Origin of the sequence: Herbaspirillum sp. NPDC087042 (assembly GCF_044745245.1) — a bacterium.
Lineage (GTDB): Bacteria > Pseudomonadota > Gammaproteobacteria > Burkholderiales > Burkholderiaceae_D > Herbaspirillum.
Map to the genome: position 1 here is coordinate 108,075 of NZ_JBIUZW010000010.1, position 17,108 is coordinate 125,182.

Annotated in this window: 16 protein-coding genes; 6 read left to right on the plus strand and 10 right to left on the minus strand. The window is 64.8% G+C overall.

Features of this window, described 5'->3' with window-relative positions:
* The first annotated feature begins 31 nt into the window (after positions 1-31).
* Both ACIPHN_RS15005 and ACIPHN_RS15010 read left to right on the plus strand, forming a co-directional pair.
* Positions 32-826, plus strand: a complete 795-nt coding sequence (locus ACIPHN_RS15005; protein WP_400437404.1) for an HpcH/HpaI aldolase/citrate lyase family protein — start codon at positions 32-34, stop codon at positions 824-826.
* A gap of 127 nt (positions 827-953) precedes the next feature.
* Entirely contained in the window at positions 954-2,270 is a 1,317-nt protein-coding gene (locus tag ACIPHN_RS15010; RefSeq protein WP_400437406.1) for an MFS transporter, read from the plus strand.
* A 134-nt stretch (positions 2,271-2,404) separates the two neighbouring features.
* Here ACIPHN_RS15010 and ACIPHN_RS15015 read toward each other — a convergent pair whose 3' ends face one another.
* The 4 genes from ACIPHN_RS15015 to ACIPHN_RS15030 form a co-directional block, all read right to left on the minus strand.
* Positions 2,405-3,322 (minus strand): alpha/beta fold hydrolase, encoded by a 918-nt coding sequence (locus ACIPHN_RS15015; protein WP_400437407.1) that lies wholly within the window; start codon positions 3,320-3,322, stop codon positions 2,405-2,407.
* Between the two features lie 181 nt (positions 3,323-3,503).
* On the minus strand, positions 3,504-3,908 hold the full coding sequence (locus ACIPHN_RS15020) for an extradiol dioxygenase (RefSeq protein WP_400437409.1): 405 nt from the start codon (positions 3,906-3,908) through the stop codon (positions 3,504-3,506).
* Between the two features lie 7 nt (positions 3,909-3,915).
* Complete coding sequence (locus ACIPHN_RS15025) at positions 3,916-4,620, minus strand: SDR family oxidoreductase (protein ID WP_400437411.1); 705 nt, start codon at positions 4,618-4,620, stop codon at positions 3,916-3,918.
* A 41-nt stretch (positions 4,621-4,661) separates the two neighbouring features.
* The gene (locus tag ACIPHN_RS15030; protein WP_400437413.1) at positions 4,662-5,777 is read right to left on the minus strand and encodes an alkene reductase; all 1,116 of its coding nucleotides are present in this window, start codon (positions 5,775-5,777) and stop codon (positions 4,662-4,664) included.
* A 104-nt stretch (positions 5,778-5,881) separates the two neighbouring features.
* Here ACIPHN_RS15030 and ACIPHN_RS15035 point away from each other — a divergent pair, with 104 nt between their 5' ends.
* The gene (locus tag ACIPHN_RS15035) at positions 5,882-6,823 is read left to right on the plus strand and encodes a LysR family transcriptional regulator (protein WP_400437415.1); all 942 of its coding nucleotides are present in this window, start codon (positions 5,882-5,884) and stop codon (positions 6,821-6,823) included.
* Between the two features lie 132 nt (positions 6,824-6,955).
* Here the strand turns inward: ACIPHN_RS15035 and ACIPHN_RS15040 are convergent, their stop codons facing one another.
* The 5 genes from ACIPHN_RS15040 to ACIPHN_RS15060 form a co-directional block, all read right to left on the minus strand.
* Complete coding sequence (locus tag ACIPHN_RS15040) at positions 6,956-8,083, minus strand: branched-chain amino acid ABC transporter substrate-binding protein (RefSeq protein ID WP_400437417.1); 1,128 nt, start codon at positions 8,081-8,083, stop codon at positions 6,956-6,958.
* A 181-nt stretch (positions 8,084-8,264) separates the two neighbouring features.
* Positions 8,265-8,567 carry an AzlD family protein gene (locus ACIPHN_RS15045; protein WP_400437419.1) on the minus strand — a complete coding sequence of 101 codons (303 nt, stop codon included), beginning with the start codon at positions 8,565-8,567 and terminating at the stop codon, positions 8,265-8,267.
* On the minus strand, positions 8,564-9,325 hold the full coding sequence (locus tag ACIPHN_RS15050; protein WP_400437421.1) for an AzlC family ABC transporter permease: 762 nt from the start codon (positions 9,323-9,325) through the stop codon (positions 8,564-8,566). The genes ACIPHN_RS15045 and ACIPHN_RS15050 overlap by 4 nt, the downstream gene beginning before the upstream one ends.
* Before the next feature lie 147 nt (positions 9,326-9,472).
* Complete coding sequence (locus ACIPHN_RS15055) at positions 9,473-10,648, minus strand: porin (RefSeq protein ID WP_400437423.1); 1,176 nt, start codon at positions 10,646-10,648, stop codon at positions 9,473-9,475.
* Positions 10,649-11,269: 621 nt separating this feature from the next.
* Positions 11,270-12,172 carry a LysR family transcriptional regulator gene (locus ACIPHN_RS15060; protein ID WP_400437425.1) on the minus strand — a complete coding sequence of 301 codons (903 nt, stop codon included), beginning with the start codon at positions 12,170-12,172 and terminating at the stop codon, positions 11,270-11,272.
* A 256-nt stretch (positions 12,173-12,428) separates the two neighbouring features.
* Between ACIPHN_RS15060 and ACIPHN_RS15065 the strand changes: the two genes are divergently transcribed.
* The 3 genes from ACIPHN_RS15065 to ACIPHN_RS15075 all read left to right on the plus strand — a co-directional run bounded on the left by ACIPHN_RS15065 (position 12,429) and on the right by ACIPHN_RS15075 (position 16,291).
* Entirely contained in the window at positions 12,429-14,198 is a 1,770-nt protein-coding gene (locus ACIPHN_RS15065) for an adenine deaminase C-terminal domain-containing protein (RefSeq protein ID WP_400437427.1), read from the plus strand.
* A 113-nt stretch (positions 14,199-14,311) separates the two neighbouring features.
* The gene (locus ACIPHN_RS15070; protein WP_400437428.1) at positions 14,312-15,043 is read left to right on the plus strand and encodes a YitT family protein; all 732 of its coding nucleotides are present in this window, start codon (positions 14,312-14,314) and stop codon (positions 15,041-15,043) included.
* 171 nt (positions 15,044-15,214) lie between these two features.
* Complete coding sequence (locus ACIPHN_RS15075; protein ID WP_400437430.1) at positions 15,215-16,291, plus strand: porin; 1,077 nt, start codon at positions 15,215-15,217, stop codon at positions 16,289-16,291.
* On the opposite strand, the gene ACIPHN_RS15080 is transcribed toward ACIPHN_RS15075, so the two are convergent.
* The gene (locus ACIPHN_RS15080) at positions 16,288-17,088 is read right to left on the minus strand and encodes an alpha/beta hydrolase family protein (protein ID WP_400437432.1); all 801 of its coding nucleotides are present in this window, start codon (positions 17,086-17,088) and stop codon (positions 16,288-16,290) included. The genes ACIPHN_RS15075 and ACIPHN_RS15080 overlap by 4 nt on opposite strands.
* Between the last annotated feature and the right edge of the window lie 20 nt (positions 17,089-17,108).

Here is a 17,108-nt window from a genome sequence, read left to right on the forward strand (position 1 = left end):
GCGCGATAGCGCCAATACAGGAGACACAGAGATGGACATGCCACGCAACACCTTCAAGCAAGCCCTGCAATCGGGCCGGCTGCAGCTGGGCCTTTTCCTGGGCATGGGTAGCCCGCTGGGCGCCGAGCTGCTGGCCACCTGCGGTTACGACTACCTGCTCATCGATGGCGAGCATGCCGCCAACGACCTGCGCTCCATACAGGCCCAGCTGCAGGCGATGGCGGCCTACCCGGTGCAGTGCCTGGTGCGCCCCCCCAACCATGATGCGTCGCTGATCAAGCAATTGCTAGGTACCGGGGCGCAGACGCTGCTGGTGCCGATGGTGGATACCGCAGAACAGGCGCAGTCGCTGGTGCGCGCCATGCGTTATCCGCCCGACGGAATCCGTGGAGTAGGTACGGCCCTGGAGCGCAGCGCGCGCTGGAATGCCGTCAGCGACTACTTCGCCAGGGTGGAAGAGAACAGCTGCCTGATCGTCCAGATCGAATCCCGGCTTGGCCTGCAAAACCTGGATGCCATCGCGGCCGTGGAGGGCGTGGACGCGGTCTTCATCGGCCCGGCCGACCTGGCGGCCTCCATGGGTTATCTCGGCCAGCCCGGCCATGCGGAGGTGAAGGCCGCGATCTCGCAAGCCATCTTGGGCATCCGTGCAGCGGGCAAGGCGGCGGGCGTATTCTCCAGCGATCCGGCGGCGGCCCAGCAATATCTGGCCGCCGGCGCCAGCTTCCTGGCGCTGGGGGCCGACACCAGCGTACTGCGCGGTGCGGCAGTGAAATTGTTGAATAGCGTGCGCCCGGCCTCTGCCGGCGAGGGCGCCGCCTACTAGGAATTGCCACTCCCGGCGCATCCTGCGCCGGCAGAGTGTGCTCCACCCCTACGTCCTGCGACAGTGCATCGCAGGACCACAGAACATCCGCGCCAATTCGTTTATCCGTTTTGCCAGGAGGACTTGCATGCCCGACTCCGTCGTCGTCGCCAACCCCGCCACCTTGTCCGCAAAGACCGCAGAAGATGCGGTCTTTCGCAAGGTGGTCCAGAGGATCGTGCCTTTCCTGTTCCTGTGCTACATCGTCAATTTCTTCGATCGCACCAACATCGGTTACGCCCAACTGTCGATGCGGGAACAGCTGGGGTTTTCCAATGCGATCTACGGCCTGGGCGCCAGCCTCTTCTACGTGGGCTACATCGCTTTCGAAGTTCCCAGCAATCTGCTGTTGCAGCGTATCGGCGCGCCTCGCACGATCATGCGCATCATGGTGCTGTGGGGCATGATGTCCACGCTCATGGCATTCATCGCCACGCCGTTGCAGTTCTACTTGCTGCGCTTCCTGCTAGGCGTGGGGGAAGCGGGCTTCATGCCCGGCATCCTGTTCTACCTGAGCTGCTGGGTACCTGCGGCGCGACGGGCGCGCGTGACCGCGCTGTTCATGCTGGCTATTCCGCTGTCGGGCGTCATCGGCGGCCCCATCTCGGGGGCGATCATGAAAGGACTGGATGGCGCACTGGGTGTCAGTGGATGGCAGTGGCTGTTCCTGCTGGAGGGCAGCCCGGCGATCCTTCTGGGTGTGATCGCTTATTTCCGCCTGAGTCGCGGGCCCGAATCCGCCCCCTGGCTCAGCAGCGACGAGAAGCAGTTGATCGGCCAGGCCCTGGCGCGCGATGTCCCGCGCACCGGCAAGCCGGGTGGCGGGGTTGCAGGGGTGCTGCGCGATCCCATGCTCTATCTGCTGGCCTTCTACTGCATCGGCATGAACGGCAGCATTGGCGGTTTCTCATTCTGGCTGCCGACCATCGTCAAGGAGCTGGGCGTGGCCGATCCGTTGCATATCGGGCTGCTGGTGAGCCTGCCTTACCTGGCCGGCGCTGTTACCCTGTTCCTGGTGGGGCGCCACTCCGATCGCACGCAGGAACGACGCCTGCACGCCGCCCTGTGCATGCTGGTCGCCTCCAGCGGCTGGCTCCTGCTGCCGATCGTACAGGGGCAGGCGCTCATGTCGATGCTATGTATCAGCGTGGCCACGGCGGCGACGCTGGGTTGCCTGGCCTGTTTCTGGTCGATGATTCCCCTGCATTTTCCGCACGCCGTCGCCGTGGCGTTTGCTGCGGTGTCCAGCCTGGGTAGCCTGGGCAGTCTGGCCAGCCCGGTGATGGTGGGCTGGATTTCCTCGATGACGGGATCGGTGGCCAGTGGCACCCTGTATCTCGGGGGCGTCATGATCCTGGCCGCCAGCACCTTGTTGTGGGGCACACGAGGCAAGATTCAGGCGTGACCAGGTGCGCCATCTGCGACGTGGCCGGATCGATCCCTGCCAGCACCTTGTCCTGCCTGTGGGCTTTGCAATGAAAACACCCTACAGCGTCACTGCCTGTAGGGTGGGGGAGTGCATGCGGCGAGCCGCTGTTGCTACTGAAGGAACTTGACGATCACCGCAATGGTCGCCTGCGGCTGTTCTTCCATCAGCCAGTGACCGGCGTCCGGCACGACCGCACCCTGCACGTTGCTGGCGGCGGCACGGGCCACGGTTTCCATCATCGTGCCGAAGGACTTCTCGCCACCCACGGCCAGGACCGGCATCGGCAGCGGACCCTTGGCCAGGTAGGCCTTGTTGTCGATGGCATCCTGATCGAAGGCGTGGAACTGCTCGAATCCCGAATGCATGGCACCTGGCAAGGCGTAGAAGCGGGTGTAGTGACGGCGCGATGCCTCGTCGAAACGCTTGGGGTCGGCCGAGAATTCGTTCCAGAAGCGATCGAGATAGATGCGTTCACGTCCCTTGACCAGGCGCTCCATGTCCGGGCCACCGAAGCGGAAGTGCCACAGCAGGGGGCTCTTCAAGATCTCGTCCCACGGCCCCACGCCAGGTACCGGGGCGTCCATGAGCACCAGCTTGGTGACGCGCTCGGGCTGTTGTGCGGCGAGGGCATAGGCCACCATGTTGCCGATGTCGTGCGCGACGACGTCGACCTTGTCGATCTTGAGTGCATCCAGCACGCCGATGATGTCCTGCGCCTCGTTCTTCTTGTCGAAGCCGCCAGAGGGATGGTCCGACAGGCCCATGCCGCGCAGGTCCGGCACGATCACCGTGTGCGTGGCGGCCAGTCTGGCCACCAGGGGCGCCCACATGTCGCCGGTTTCGCCGAAGCCATGCAAGAGGACCACGGCCGGTCCCTGGCCGCCGACGCGGACATACAGGCGGGTACCGTTGGTGGTGATTTTCTGGCTGTGGAAGCCGGCGGGGAAACTGAAATCCTTGCTGGCCGCGCCGGAGGGCAGGGGCAGCAGGGAGGCAAGCAATAACAACATTACATAAAGATTTCGCATTTGAACCTCCGTAAGTTGGTCGCGCCGGGTGGCGCGACTCGCGGATACTGACACAAACTAAATCCCCTGTCCCGCGCGGCCCCGGATCTGCCCGGTCGCCGCACGTGGGGACGCCAAAAAACGATTGATTTCCTGCCTTGTCCGTATCGTCCTTGGTCAAGGCGGGATGACACCCCCATTCTCAGACCAGGTACCGCGCCTCGATGACGAACTCGACGGTGACGTCCGGCACCGGGGTGACGAACAACTGTTGCTCCTGTTGCGCCCGGTGGCCGGAAAGCAGGTAGGGCATCCGGTGTTCGCGCAGGCGCGCCAGCAAGGCCTGCCATTGGCCGGCGTGCTCCACACGCAGCGCCAGGTGGTCGATGCGGGCGCATGGGCGGGGCACGTCATGGTCGTTCACGGGTTCTGACAGCGGGCGCTGGATCAGGTGCAGCACGGCCCGGCCATCCAGGTACAACCAGTGCCCGACACTGCCGAAGGGCGGCCGCTGCCCTTCGGTCAGGCCAGCGATATCGACGAAGAAGCTGAGCAGGCGGGCGCAGTCCGGTGCCGACGCGACGATGGCGATGTGGTCGAGATGCATGATCGGCCTACAGCAGGCCACCGCCGTCCACGTCCACCACGCTGCCGGTCATGAAGCCGTTCTGCATCAGCATCAGGTAGGCCTGTGCCAGGTCGTCGCCCTGGCCGACGCGACCGACCGGAAGATGGGCGCCGGCACGGGCGGCCATGGCTTTGCGGTCGGCCTCGCTCATTTCGCCCCACATGCCGGTCTCGACCATGCCGGGGCTGACGACGTTCACGCGCAGCGGCGCCAGTTCCTTGGCCAGGGTCTTGGCCATGATGTCGGTGGCGGCATTCATGCTCGCCTTCACCAGCGCGCCGGGAGCGGCCTTGCGTGCCAGCAGGCCCGAGGTCAGCGTGATCGAACCTGTGTGGCGGATACTACGCAGCGCGTGTTGCGCCACACGCATCTGGCCGAAGAACTTGACGTTGAAGGCGGCGATGGCGTCGTCGATGTTCAGGTCGGCCAGCCGGGCCGAGCCGATCACCGGGCCGGCCGTGACGACCAGGTGGTCGAAGGGGCCGATGCCGTCGAACAGGCGCGCCACGGAGGCATCGTCGCTGATGTCGACGTGCGCAGCGGTGATCGATGCCGGGAGGTCGGCCGGAGGTGTGCGGCGTCCTGCTGCGATGACGCGGGCGCCGGCGGCTGCCGCCTGTTCAGCGGTGGCGCGGCCGATGCCGGAGAGGCCACCGATGACGACGATGGTCGTGTCTTTCATGTCTTTCATGATCTTGCTCCTGGGGAGGATGGGTTGAGCGAGGATGTCAATCAGGCTGCGCGCGCCAGCGGCAGGGCCGGATAGTCGGTGTAGCCCGTGGCCGTGCCGCCGAACAGCGTGGCACCGTCGAACGGCGCCAGGGGCAGGTCGTCGACCAGTCGGCGCGGGAAATCGGGGTTGGCGACGAAGGGCCGGCCGAAGGCCACCAGGTCGGCATAGCCGTGGTCCAGCACCCACTGTGCGCGCGGCTTGTCATAGTTGCCGGCCACGATGATGGGGTGGCTGAAGCGCTCGCGCAGTTGCTGGCGGAATGCTTCGGTGATGTCGGGGGCATCGTCCCAGTCCGCTTCCACCAGGTGCAGGTAGGCGATGCCGCGCTCTTGCAGGAAGGTGGCGGCATCGAGGATGGTCGGCAGGATGTCCGGGCAGTCCATGCCGCGTGCGGTCAGGAAGGGCGCCAGGCGGATCGCCGTGCGCTGCGCGCCGACTTCGCCGGCGACGGCATCGACGACTTCCTTGAGAAAGCGCAGGCGGTTCTCGCGGCTGCCACCGTATTCGTCCTGGCGGTGGTTGGAGGTGGTGCGCAGGAACTGGTCGATCAGGTAGCCGTTGGCGCCGTGGATTTCAACGCCGTCGAAGCCGGCCCTGATGGCATTGCGCGCGGCCCGGCGGAAATCCTCGACGATGGCGGCGATCTCGGCGCGTTCCAGCGCGCGTGGCGTGGGCGAGTCGACCATGGCACCGATGCCGGTGGCGTCATCGACCTTCCAGATCTGGCCGGCGAAGGGCAGGGCCGACGGTGCCACCGGCAGTGCGCCTTGGTGGAAATCGGGATGGGACATGCGGCCCACGTGCCACAGTTGCAGGAAGATGCGGCCACCGGCCTGATGCACCGCGTTGGTTACCAGTTGCCAGCCACGTACCTGTTCCTCGCTGTAGATGCCGGGCGTGAAGGAATAGCCCTTGCCCTGGGGCGAGATCTGCGCGGCTTCGCTGACGATCAGCGCGGCCGAGGCGCGTTGGGCGTAATAGGTGGCGTTGAGCGCGTTGGGCAGGTCACCCGGCTGGGTGCTGCGTGCGCGTGTCATGGGGGCCATCACGATACGGTGCGGCAAGGTCAGTGCGCCGACGGTCAGGGGCGCAAGAAGAGAGGCAGAGGTTGACATGGAAGACTCCGGTAAGGGTTGGAATGGAGCCCATTATGCGAATGTGTCAGTCAATTGATAATTGGGCTAGTATTTGAACAATTATCAAAAAAAGCAGAATAATCATGACGCAAAACCTGGGAGATATCCGTCTCTTCGTCGAAGCGGCCAGTCTGGGCAGCTTGTCGGCGGCGGGCCGCAAGATGGGGCTGTCCCCGGCGGCGTCCAGCGCGCGTCTGGTGAAGCTGGAGGCCACGCTGAACACGCGTCTGTTCGAGCGTACTACGCGGCGCCTGCGGCTCACCGCCGAGGGGGCCATGTACCTGGCGCATTGCCAGCAGGCCCTGGATGCACTGGATGATGCCCAGGCCGCGCTGCAGGCCGGGCGCAGCGCCGTCAGCGGCAAGCTGCGCATCGCGGCCACCTCGGACTTCGGGCGCAACGTGCTGCAGGGGTGGCTGGAAGAATTCAACCGCCAGCATCCGCAGATCACGCTGGCGCTGATCCTGGGCGACGCCGTGGCCAACCTGGTGCAGGATGACCTGGACCTGGCCATCCGCTTCGGCGTGCCGCAGAACAGTTCCATGGTGGCGCGGCCACTGGCGTTCAACCGGCGGCTGTTGTGCGCCTCTCCGGCTTATGTCGCCGCACACGGCCTGCCGCAGGAACCCGCCGACCTGCAGCGCTTCGATTGCATCGTGCTGTCCTCGGCCTCCGGCATGGCCAATGAATGGCGTTTCGAGCGCGCCGGGCGGCAGGAGACCTTCATCGTGCCGCCGGCCCGCGCCCGCGAAACCAACGATGGCGCCGTGGCCCGCGAATGGGCCATCAACGGCCATGGCATTGTCATGAAATCGATCTGGGATATCGGTGCCGACCTGCAGGCCGGGCGGCTGCAGGTGCTGCTGCCGCAGTGGCGCACGCCGGAGGCGCCGGTGCATGTCTTCTACCAGCGTACCCGCTACATGGCGCCACGGGTGCGCGCCTTGCTGGACTTCCTGGTCGAGCGTTTCGAGCAGGCCAGCCTTACGCTGGAGGCGCTCCTGCAGGCGCATGTGCAGGCGTGACAGGCAGCCGCTTGCAAGGTGACATCGCTGGCGGGATAAAACAAAAAGCGCCGGCAAGCCAAGCCTGCCGGCGCAACTCTCCAGGATGGGAGAAGCTCAAGCGTAAAGCGTGCGGCGGCCAGCGCCGTCGCCTCAATAGTTGGCCAGCGGTTCCGGACGACCGGCCTTGAACTGGAAGATGGTGACCGGCGAACTCTTCAGGTCGTGGTTGCTGTCGAATTCATAGGTGCCGGCCACGCCCTTGTAGGACATCTGCGCCAGCATCGGGCCATACTTGGCCGGTTCGGTCGAGCCCGCCTTGGACATGGCAGCCGCCACCAGCTTCATGGCGTCATAGAAGGACACCGCGTAGAACATCGGCTTGGCGTTGTTGCGCTTCTCGTAGTTGGCCACGAAGGTCTCGGCGCTGTTGGTCTTGAGCAGGCCGCCCCCTTGGGTACAGTAGGTGCTGCCGTTGACGGCATCGCCGCCCAGCTTGCCCATCTCGGTATCGCAGATGGCATCGCCGCCCATGAGGGGGATGTCCAGGCCCAGCGACTTCATCTGGCGCTTCATCGGCGCGGCTTGCGAGAAGTAGCCGCCGTAGAAGATGGCGTCGGGCTTCTTGCCCTTGATCGAGGTCAGGATGGCGTTGAAGTCCACCGCCTTGTCATTGGTGAAGTCGCGCGAGACCACTTCGATGCCGTTGGCCTTGGCCACCTTGGCGAATTCCTCGGCCACGCCGACGCCATAGGCGGTGCGGTCATCGATCAGGGCGACCCGCTTGAGCTTCATTTCGCGCGCTGCGTACAAGGCCATCTTGCCACCCAGCTGGCTGTCGCTGGCCGAGACGCGGTAGACATTGGCAAAACCCTGCAGCGTGATCTTGGGATTGGAGCCGACCGTGGCCATGACGATGCCGGCATCGTTGTACAGCTTGGAGGCCGGGATGGCCACGCCCGAGTTGTAGGGGCCGAACACCGCCGCCACCTTGGCATCCACCAGCTTCTGCGCCACCGTCACGCCGGCCTTGGGATCGGCCTGGTCGTCTTCCACCTGGGCTTCGAAGCGCACCGTGTCGGCGCCGACCGTCACACCCTTCTGGTTGAGCTCATCGATGGCCATGCGCAGGCCGCGTTCGTTGTCCTTGCCGGCGGCGGCCTGTGCGCCCGTGAGCGGGCTGCTGAAGCCGACCTTGACGACGCGGTCGGCCGCATGCGCCACGCCATGGGCGGCGAGGATGGCGCCCAAGAGGGTCAGGCGACGGAAGGTGGTCTGCATGGCGAATCCTTTTTTGGAATGAATAAGGGGAGAGACGCTTGAGCGTCGAAAAATGGTATTTAAGGCGGATCCAAATTTAATTAATTGGATCCAATAAGGCAAGCATTTTTTACAACCGGAGGGGCAGGCAAGCGCGGACGGGCCACGCCATGGGTGGTCGCCGTCTTGCGCTGTGGATAAGTCAATGCGCCAGCAGGTAGCGCAGCACGCCCGTGGAGATGATGCCGATGACCACCGTGGGCAGGATGGAGAGGCGGCTGGCCGCCGCCACCGTGATGGCCAGCGCCATCAGGTCGGCCGGACGGTCGGAGACGAAGGCCGGGGCGATCACCGAGATGAGCACGCAGCCAGGCACGCATTCGAGCACGTAGCGCATGCGTGGACTGAGCACGCGGTTGCGCAGCGCCAGGTAGCCGAGGATACGGGTGAGGTAGGTGCCGCCGGCCATGAGGACGACGGTGGCGAGGGTGGCGGTGTCGATCATCGCTGCGGCTCCCGGGGAGCGGTGAGCGCGGCGCTGGCCAGTCCGGCGATGGCACCGGCGGCGACATACCAGGCGCCTTGCGGCATGAGCCGGTAGGTCAGTGCGGCCACCACCAGGCTGACCAGCCATGGACGGCTGGCGCGCATGCCGCGCCACATGCCACGTAACAGCACCAGGAAGACGGCGGTGAAGGCCATGTCGAAGCCGAATTTCTCCACATCCCCGATCACCGGACCCAGCGCCGCACCCAGGCCGGTGAACAGCACCCAGGTCAGGTACAGGCCGGCCGAGGCGCCCAGGTAGTAGGGCAGGCTGACGCGGCCGGTGCCACGGCGCTGCGCATCGGCCAGCGCCAGTGCCCAGCTTTCGTCACACATGAAGAACAGCGCGGCCAGCGCGCGACGGCGCGGCACATGGCGCAGATACGGCGCCAGCGCGGCGCTCATGAGCAGGTGCCGGCTATTGACCAGCAGCGACATGGCGGCGATCAGCAGCAGATGCGGTGGCGAGGTCCACAGGCGCACGGCGGTGAATTCCGAACCACCGGCGAAATTGAGTCCGGTCATCAGCGGCACTTCCCAGATGCCCAGGCCCTTCTGCACCGCCTGTGCACCCAGCACCAGGGCGAAGGGGATGAAGCCCAGCAGCACGGGTAGCGAGGCGCGCAGGCCACGTCGCGCTTCCTGGGCGGCAGTGGGCAGGGCGGCAGGAGCGGGGGCGAGGTCTTCCCCGGCGGAGGTGGGTTGTGCGGCAGACATGCGTGATCCGGTAGAGCGAAGAACGAAGGGGACCCGCATTGTGCACCGAAGCCGTGGCCTGCGTGCGTGTATTTGCTGACCCGTTCTCATGCGGCAAAAACAAACGGCCTCCCGATGGGAGGCCGTTCATCCTGACGCCGGAGGGGATCAGAAGTTGTGACGGATGCCGAACATCAGCACAGCCTGGCTCTTGCCATTGGAGGCCGAGCTGTTCTGCGAATCGCCCACGGCGGCCACGGCATTGATGATGCTGCCATTGGAGGCCAGCGTATTGCCGCCTGCCAGCTGATAAGCCTGCAGGAAGTACAGCGCGGTGCGCGGCGAGAAGGCGTAGGTCTCCTGCAGCGACAGCTGGTGGTAGTTGGCGGCCGTGGAGATGCCGTTGCCCTTGTCGGCGAAGGTGTAGCTGTAGCCGGCGGCCAGCGCCACCTGCGGCGACCACTGGTAGGTCGAGAAGACGCCGGCGGTCTGGAACTTCACCGCCTGCGTGAACACCGAACCGCTGCCCGGACGATACTGGGCCACGCTGTAGGTGGCGCCCAGCATCAGCTTGTCGATGGTGTAGCGGGCCGCGGCGGCGATCATCTGGGCGCTGTTGGCGCTCTGGTAGCCGGCATTGATGGCCGAGCTGGGGATGTTGGCGGTGGCCGTGGAGGAGTTCCAGCTGGCGTTGCCGGTACCGATGTTGAGGTGCTGGAAGCCCAGTGCGAAGTTCCAGGCATTGACGTTGTACTTCGCGGCCAGGCTGTAGGCGTTGCCCGTGGAGGTGGCGCCGGCGGTCTCGCCGAAGCCGTACAGGGCGCTGACCTGCGCGCCCGCGAAGACCGGCGAGCTATAGGTCACTGCATTGCTGCTGCGCACGGTGGTGTCCAGGCCATCCACATCGCCAGGGTGTGCGCCGGTGGCGCCGGTCAGCACCGTGGTCGGGCCGATGGCGCCCACGTACAGGTAGTAGGGCGTGTACTGGCGACCGACGGTCAGCGTACCGGTGCTGGCGCTGCTCAGGCCGACGAAGGACTGGCGGTTGAACAGGGTATTGGCCGAGCTCATGGCGCCGGTATTGGTGTCGAAGCCGTTCTCCAGCTGGAACAGCGCCTGCATGCCGCCACCCAGATCCTCGACACCCTTGAAGCCGATCTTGCTGGCCGACAGGTTGCCCGAGCGCAGGTAGGTGTTGTGCAATCCGCCCTGGTTGCTGGTGTAGACCAGGGCCGTATCGACCACGCCATAGATGGTCACGCTGCCCTGCGCGCAGGCCAGCAGCGGTGCGCCGATGACGGCGCCCAGGATGCCTGCGGCGATCCGGCTGTTTCGTAAAGTCATGTTGTCCTCGTTGTTGTGTCGTGCGCTGATGGTTGTCGTTGCAGTCGCGGCGTGCGCCGCTGCCGATCGGCCCCATGCCACCAGCCGCGCATGGGGTCGATTCGCCGCTGCACCGGTGACCACCGGCGCAGCAAGCAAAAGGGGGAAGAAAACCGGAAAGCGCGGCGCGCGTCAGTCCCGGCGGCGCGGCAAGGGCGCACGGACAGGGATGGCGGGCAGGCGGTGGCAGGCTGCGACGGCAGCGTGGGCGATGATGGGCATGGCGGTCTCCGGTATGTTGGAACTTGCTCTTCGGCAAATGTCTTCTGCTGCGCTCCGGAGGGGATGAACGCCAGGATGGCGAACCGGATCGCGGCTGAAGCAGTAGACTGACTGATCAATCAAAGTTGTTGGTCATCAGACGTCCTATTTCAAAATCATCGCATTCGCATGTTTGAAAGTCAAGAACGTCGGCATGACCTGGCATGAGGGGACATGACGGGGCGTGGCGTACACGCATCAGCGAAGGCGTTCGCGCGGGAAATGCAAGCCAGTGGTCAGCATCACCCGGGCGATCCGGGAATGCTTAGTTGTAGTACATCGTATGTGATGAGCCGATTTCTCGCCGAGGGGCAGGGGTGCTCAGGCGCTCATGCTGCCCAGTACGCCCATGATTTCCTCGCCCAGCAACTGCCCGGCCAGACCATGTCCGGGTTTGTCGCGTCGTACCAGCGAGAGCATGTTGCTGCGGAAGCCGCGATCGCGGATCTGGCGGAAGGTCAGCACTTCCTGGCGCATTTCCTCGGCGATGTCGAAGCGGCTCAGGAAGGCCACCGCGTCGCCGGTGGCGGCCAGGCGCTTCATTGCCTCGATGGAGTTGGTCCGGAACGAGGCTTCCACCGCCACGCCGGCTTCGGCAAAGGTCTCGGTGATGATGCCGTGGATCAGCATGGAACGGTCGGCGAACACCAGCGGGTAGGAGGCGAAGTGCGCCAGCGGGATCGACTCCATGCGCGCCAGCGCGTGGTCGGGCGACATCACCGCGCCCAGGCTGGCATCCATTTCCCACAGGGAGGCCAACTGGGGCGAGGCGGGGATGTTGAAGCCCAGCCCGAGGTCGGCTTCGCCGGAGGCCAGGGCTTCCTGGATGGCGCGCGCCGGCAGTACCCGGATCGAGACCCGGATCTGTGGATAGCGCGCACTGAACTGGCTGGCGGCGGTGGCCACGATGCCGCTGGCCAGCCCGGTCATGGTGGCGATGATGACTTCGCCTGCCTGCAGGGTTTGCAGTTCGCGGATCTCGGCCTCGACCTGGCGGAATTCCAGCAGGGTCTTGCGCACATGGGCCAGCAGCAGCTCTCCGGCCGGCGTGGGGCGCAGGCCGCGCGGCAGGCGCTCGAAGAGCGGCGTGCCCAGTTCTTCCTCCAGGGCCAGCAGATGCTTGTTGATCGCAGACGGCGCCACATGCAGCCGCTCGCCCGCCGCGCGGATGGATCCGCAACGGGCCACTTCATCGAGATAGCGCAGCAGGCGGGCATGCAGCATGGCAAGGCCGAGAGAGTGAAATGATGGTCGAGTGTACTCGAAACGAGCACGCTCTGATCGAAATTCGCTTGTTTTCGATAGCGGTGAATTCGGATGTAATGAGTCCGTCGCGTTCAACAAGGAAGCGACCCGGAGCCACGACAGGCGCAGGCGCCCGCCGTGGCGATCCGGTCCAACATCGGCATTCGACTTCTGCAAATGGTAAGGACGCAAGGCTAGTGACCGCAGCGCAGAACACAACGGAGAGAGGCAAAGCATGTACCAGCAAATCAATGACAGAAATGCGCAGGGACCCCTGCAGGGTGACGCGGTCGCGGCCCACGAAGAACAGGTGCGTACCATTTTCGAGATCCTCAACGGTCGCGCCGAGGCCGACCTGCTGCTCAAGAACCTCAACATCCTGGATGTGCATAGCGAGAGCGTCTATTCCGGTTCCATCCTGGTCCATGACAAGCGCATCATCGGCCTGAACCCGGACGAGAGCATCCTGAAGGTGCGCGAGGTATTCGATGGCCAGGGCCTGTACGCCATCCCCGGCCTGATCGATGCGCACGTCCACTTCGAGGCGCAACTGGCGCATCCGGTGGCCTTCGGCGAAGCCATCGTGCCCTGCGGTACCACCACCATCTTCTCGGAGTGCCTGGACTTCGTCAGTGCCGCCGGCAGCGAAGCGGTCGAGGCCACGGCCGGCCTGTTCAAGGATTACCAGGACCTGCCTTATCGCGTCTTCGCCTTCGCGCCCGGCAAGAAGGTCCCGGTCGCGGTCACCGAGGCGCTGCTGCAGATGGAGCCGGTGATCGGCCTGGGTGAGCTGTCGCACCTGACCTACAGCGTGGGCAATGATGACGACTTCCGCAAGTCGGCCATGGGCCGCGCCAGGAACGGCTTCATGAACACCCACTGGGGCGTGACCACGCTCTCGCCCATGATGCTGAACTACATGCCCGCCATCGGCGCCTTCGCCAACCACGACGTCTGGAAGGAAGACGACATCGAAAAGAGCGTGCGCTACGGCCTGCAGACCCAGGTCAAGTTCGGCGTGGGCAGCCCCGAGGTGATCAAGACCATGCTGCGCGCCATCGTCAAGCGCAACTGGCCGGCCGAGAACTTCCAGCTCTGCGCCGACAATATCTCGGTGGACCGCGTGCTGACCAAGGGCCACATGGACTGGATCATCTCCCTGTGCGCCGAGATGGGCATCAACCCCATCCACGCCATCAAGATGGCCACGCTCTACACCGCGCGCGCCTTCCGCATGGATAACCGGATCGGTTCGCTGACCCCGGGCCGTTACGCCGACATCGTGCTCACCGACAGCCTCTCCAAGATCAATCCGCGCTACGTCTTCAAGGATGGCGAACTGGTGGCCCAGGACCGCCAGATGAAAAAGCGCGTCCAGATCGACTATTCCGGCATGGCCAAGCAGCCGGTACCGGGGCTGGCCGGACTCAAGCCGCAACAGCTGGATCTGGTGCCGCTGGAAATCTCGGCCGACGAAACCATGGCCAAGGTCTTGCTCTTCGACGTCTATGGACGCGGCCACGAGAAGTTCTTCCAGGAAGTCTGGGTGCCGCTGCGCAACGGCAAGGTGGTGCCGGAGCTCGATGGCGTCAAGCTCAACCGCATCTCGGTGGTGCAGCGCTACGCCAACGGTCAGCGCCATGTGGTCAACGGGCTCTTCAAGGGCGTCTCGATAGAGCGTGGCGCGGTAGCGACATTCTGGCCCGCGCCCAAGGCCTACTTCGTCGTGGTGGGCGATGATAGCGCCGAGATGTGCGACTGCCTCAAGCGCGTGGATGAGAAGGTGGGCGGCTGCGTGGTCACCGACCGTGGCCAGGTCAAGGCCGAGCTGCCGCTGGACATCTATGGCGTCATGGCCAACATGGGATTGCCGCAGCTGCTGGAAGCTACCCGTGCCATCGATGCCGCGCTGGCGGAGATGGGTAACCGCAACGAAGGTGAACCGGTGGTGAACAAGCTGCTCACGCTGTTCATCTCGCTGGACCGCTTCGGCTTCATGGCCTGACATTGAGCTGAACGCGGCACACCGACCAGGCATGCGGCCAGCACGGCCGCATGCCGGTTTCCATCGTAATCCAAGGCAGTCGCAGTGCATCGGTACCTACCCAGGAGACAGACATGGCGCAGCACCACAAAGAGGCGGACATCATCGATACCGGCAGTCTGACACGACGCTGGATCACCTATTTCATTGGCATCTACATCCTGACATTCGGCGTGAGCCTGGCCATCCGTGCCGGCATCGGCATCTCGCCGCAAAGCAGCTTCACCCGCACGCTCACGCTGATCCACGCGCCGCTGAGCCAGGGCACCTACAACTTCATTCTGGAGTTGTTCATGTTGCTGCTGACCTATCTGGTCCTGCCGCGTGATTTCCGCCTCAAGAATTTTGCCTCGCTGATCCCGGCTTTCGTGCTGGCCGCCTTCCTGGACGTGAACCTGATGCTCACCCGCGCCATCGCCCTGGAGCAATACGCGGCCCGCTTCAGCCTGCTGGTGGTGGCCGATGCGCTGCTGGCGCTGGGCCTGTTCCTGATGATCCGGGCCAATCTGGTGTTGATGCCCATCGACATGTTCGTCAATACCGTCTTCAAGCGCACCGGCTGGAAGTGGGGCAACATCAAGACCGGTTTCGACTGTAGCCTGCTGGTCCTGTCGGCCGCGCTGGGCCTGGCCTTCCTGGGCGAGCCGCATTTCATCCGCGAAGGCACCATCATGAATGCCATCCTGGTGGGCCAGTACATCAAGCTGTACTTCTTCCTCTATCGCAAGTTCAGTAGCGCGCGCGCCCAGCGGGCCAGCCTGGCTGCCCCCGGCGGCGGCGCCGTCCCCTCCAGCTCCGGCAAGTAATCCACTAATCCGGTAATCCAGCACAGGCCCGCTTACGCGGGCAATCCGAACACAGGGCGACCGACCGGCGCGCCCCGTGCGGGGACGCTTGCGCCTGCTCATCGCCACGGGGCCAGGCGTTCCCCACCATCGCCGTCATCCAACGACAAAACAGGGAAAGGAATCCAGCTCGTGAACAAGACCCCACTGGCAGCCATGCTTGCCATCTTCGCCTGCAGTATCGCCTGCCGCGCCTCGGCGCAGGAAGTCACCGTCTCCGGCCTGGTCGATGCCTATGCCGGCGCGCTGCAATACGCCGGCAGCCAGCGCGCCGCCGTCGTCAACTCGGGCGGCATGAGTACCTCCTGGTGGGGTGTGGAGGGCAAGGAAGACCTGGGTGGCGGCCTGCGCGCCGAGTTCAAGCTGGCCAGTTATTTCCGCAACGATACCGGGGCCGTGGGCCGCTTCAATGGCAACGAGAGTTTCTTCAGCCGCAATGCCTACGTCGGTCTGGCCAGCGACATGGGGACGCTGCACCTGGGCCGCGACGGTGCTCCCAACTTCCTGCCGACAGCCCTGTTCAATGCCTTCGGCGACTCCTTTGCGTTTTCTCCGCTGGTGCTGCATGCCAACGTGCCGCTGTACAACGGCACCGGCTGGGATTCGGTCAATGCCAGCGATACCGGCTGGAGCAACCAGATCCGCTACACCACGCCGCGCATGGGCGGCTTCACGGCCAACCTGCACTACCAGTTCGGCGAGGTGGCCGGGGATAGCGGCAACCACAACGTCGGCGCCAGCTTCCTCTACCTGCAGGATCGCTTCGGCCTGGGCGGCTTCGTGCATCGGGTACGCATGGACAATCCCCTGCCTGGCACGGTCGGTGTGGTCAAGCTGGGCTTTTCCCAGCAGGATGCGTGGATGCTGTCGGGCAAGGTGGCGCTGGGCCAGGCCTGGATCTATGCCAACTACGAGCATGGGCGCAACAGCAATGCCTCCGGTGCGGCCGGTGAAGCCGTCAGCCAGACCTGGAGCATGAGCGCCGACTACGCCATCGGCAACGGCAAGCTGCAGGCCGCCTACGCACGCACCAGCTGGACCGGCACGGCCGGTGTCGCGCTCAATGGCCGCGCCCGCGATACGCTCACACTGGGATACGACTACGACCTCTCCAAACGTACCGATCTCTATGCGGTGGCCATGCAGGACCGCATCACCGGCTATGCGCGTGGGCTGTCCTATGCCACTGGCATCCGGCATCGTTTCTAGGAAGCGGGTTGCCGGATCCAGTCGGTGATGAGCTTGACGGTCTGCGCCTCGGCATTGGGATAGCCATGCCAGTGCCGCGCCTCGCAGGGATCGCCCTGCGGTGATGAACCGCCCTCGACCAGGATGAACTTGCGTTGGGGCGCATTCTTCAGGCGGTCAATGAGCGCTTCAGCTTGGCTGGGGACGCAGATGGGACAGGCATCGAGCTTGTGATGCACCACCAGCGTGGGGACGGTGATCTTGTCCAGGTCCTGGGTGCCGATCGCACCGGCCTTGCGGTTGGTGACGCTGGAGGTCAGTACCAGTCCGGCAATACGCTCGCTCCCCAGGGCAATGGTGGCGGCCGTGGCCGAGACCGTGCCACGGCTGGTCCCCACCAGCCATACCGGCTTGCCGTAGGTGCTGCGGGCGTAGTCGATCACATGCGCGATCTCGGTCACATGCTCGCTGCTGATGCGTTCGGGGAAGTCCAGCAGGCGCAGGTCGCTGGCGCGAAACATCACCAGCACATTGAAGCCCTGGTCCACGAACAGCTGCCGCGAACGTACCAGGAAATTGCCGCTGCCCGGTTCGCCATTGCTGATCTTGCCGGTGCCGGCATCACCACCCGGCAGCAGGATCAGTGTGGCGCCGGCCTGGGCATGTTCCATCGCATAGACCGGGATGCGGGCGTCGCCGCGCCCGGCATCGAGTTGCACGAAACCGTCGGCGGCCCGGGCCGGCGGCGCCAGAACTAGCAACATCGCCAGCCACATCGCCGGCAACATCGTCAACAGCCAGGATCTGCACAAGCGCATGATGGACTCCCCGTCAGGAC

Bases quoted from the DNA above. Each gene is read 5' to 3' on its own strand.
- ACIPHN_RS15005 (WP_400437404.1), top strand. From the start codon at position 32: ATGGACATGCCACGCAACACCTTCAAGCAAGCCCTGCAATCGGGCCGG.
- ACIPHN_RS15010 (WP_400437406.1), top strand. From the start codon at position 954: ATGCCCGACTCCGTCGTCGTCGCCAACCCCGCCACCTTGTCCGCAAAG.
- ACIPHN_RS15015 (WP_400437407.1), bottom strand. From the start codon at position 3,322: ATGCGAAATCTTTATGTAATGTTGTTATTGCTTGCCTCCCTGCTGCCC.
- ACIPHN_RS15020 (WP_400437409.1), bottom strand. From the start codon at position 3,908: ATGCATCTCGACCACATCGCCATCGTCGCGTCGGCACCGGACTGCGCC.
- ACIPHN_RS15025 (WP_400437411.1), bottom strand. From the start codon at position 4,620: ATGAAAGACATGAAAGACACGACCATCGTCGTCATCGGTGGCCTCTCC.
- ACIPHN_RS15030 (WP_400437413.1), bottom strand. From the start codon at position 5,777: ATGTCAACCTCTGCCTCTCTTCTTGCGCCCCTGACCGTCGGCGCACTG.
- ACIPHN_RS15035 (WP_400437415.1), top strand. From the start codon at position 5,882: ATGACGCAAAACCTGGGAGATATCCGTCTCTTCGTCGAAGCGGCCAGT.
- ACIPHN_RS15040 (WP_400437417.1), bottom strand. From the start codon at position 8,083: ATGCAGACCACCTTCCGTCGCCTGACCCTCTTGGGCGCCATCCTCGCC.
- ACIPHN_RS15045 (WP_400437419.1), bottom strand. From the start codon at position 8,567: ATGATCGACACCGCCACCCTCGCCACCGTCGTCCTCATGGCCGGCGGC.
- ACIPHN_RS15050 (WP_400437421.1), bottom strand. From the start codon at position 9,325: ATGTCTGCCGCACAACCCACCTCCGCCGGGGAAGACCTCGCCCCCGCT.
- ACIPHN_RS15055 (WP_400437423.1), bottom strand. From the start codon at position 10,648: ATGACTTTACGAAACAGCCGGATCGCCGCAGGCATCCTGGGCGCCGTC.
- ACIPHN_RS15060 (WP_400437425.1), bottom strand. From the start codon at position 12,172: ATGCTGCATGCCCGCCTGCTGCGCTATCTCGATGAAGTGGCCCGTTGC.
- ACIPHN_RS15065 (WP_400437427.1), top strand. From the start codon at position 12,429: ATGTACCAGCAAATCAATGACAGAAATGCGCAGGGACCCCTGCAGGGT.
- ACIPHN_RS15070 (WP_400437428.1), top strand. From the start codon at position 14,312: ATGGCGCAGCACCACAAAGAGGCGGACATCATCGATACCGGCAGTCTG.
- ACIPHN_RS15080 (WP_400437432.1), bottom strand. From the start codon at position 17,088: ATGCGCTTGTGCAGATCCTGGCTGTTGACGATGTTGCCGGCGATGTGG.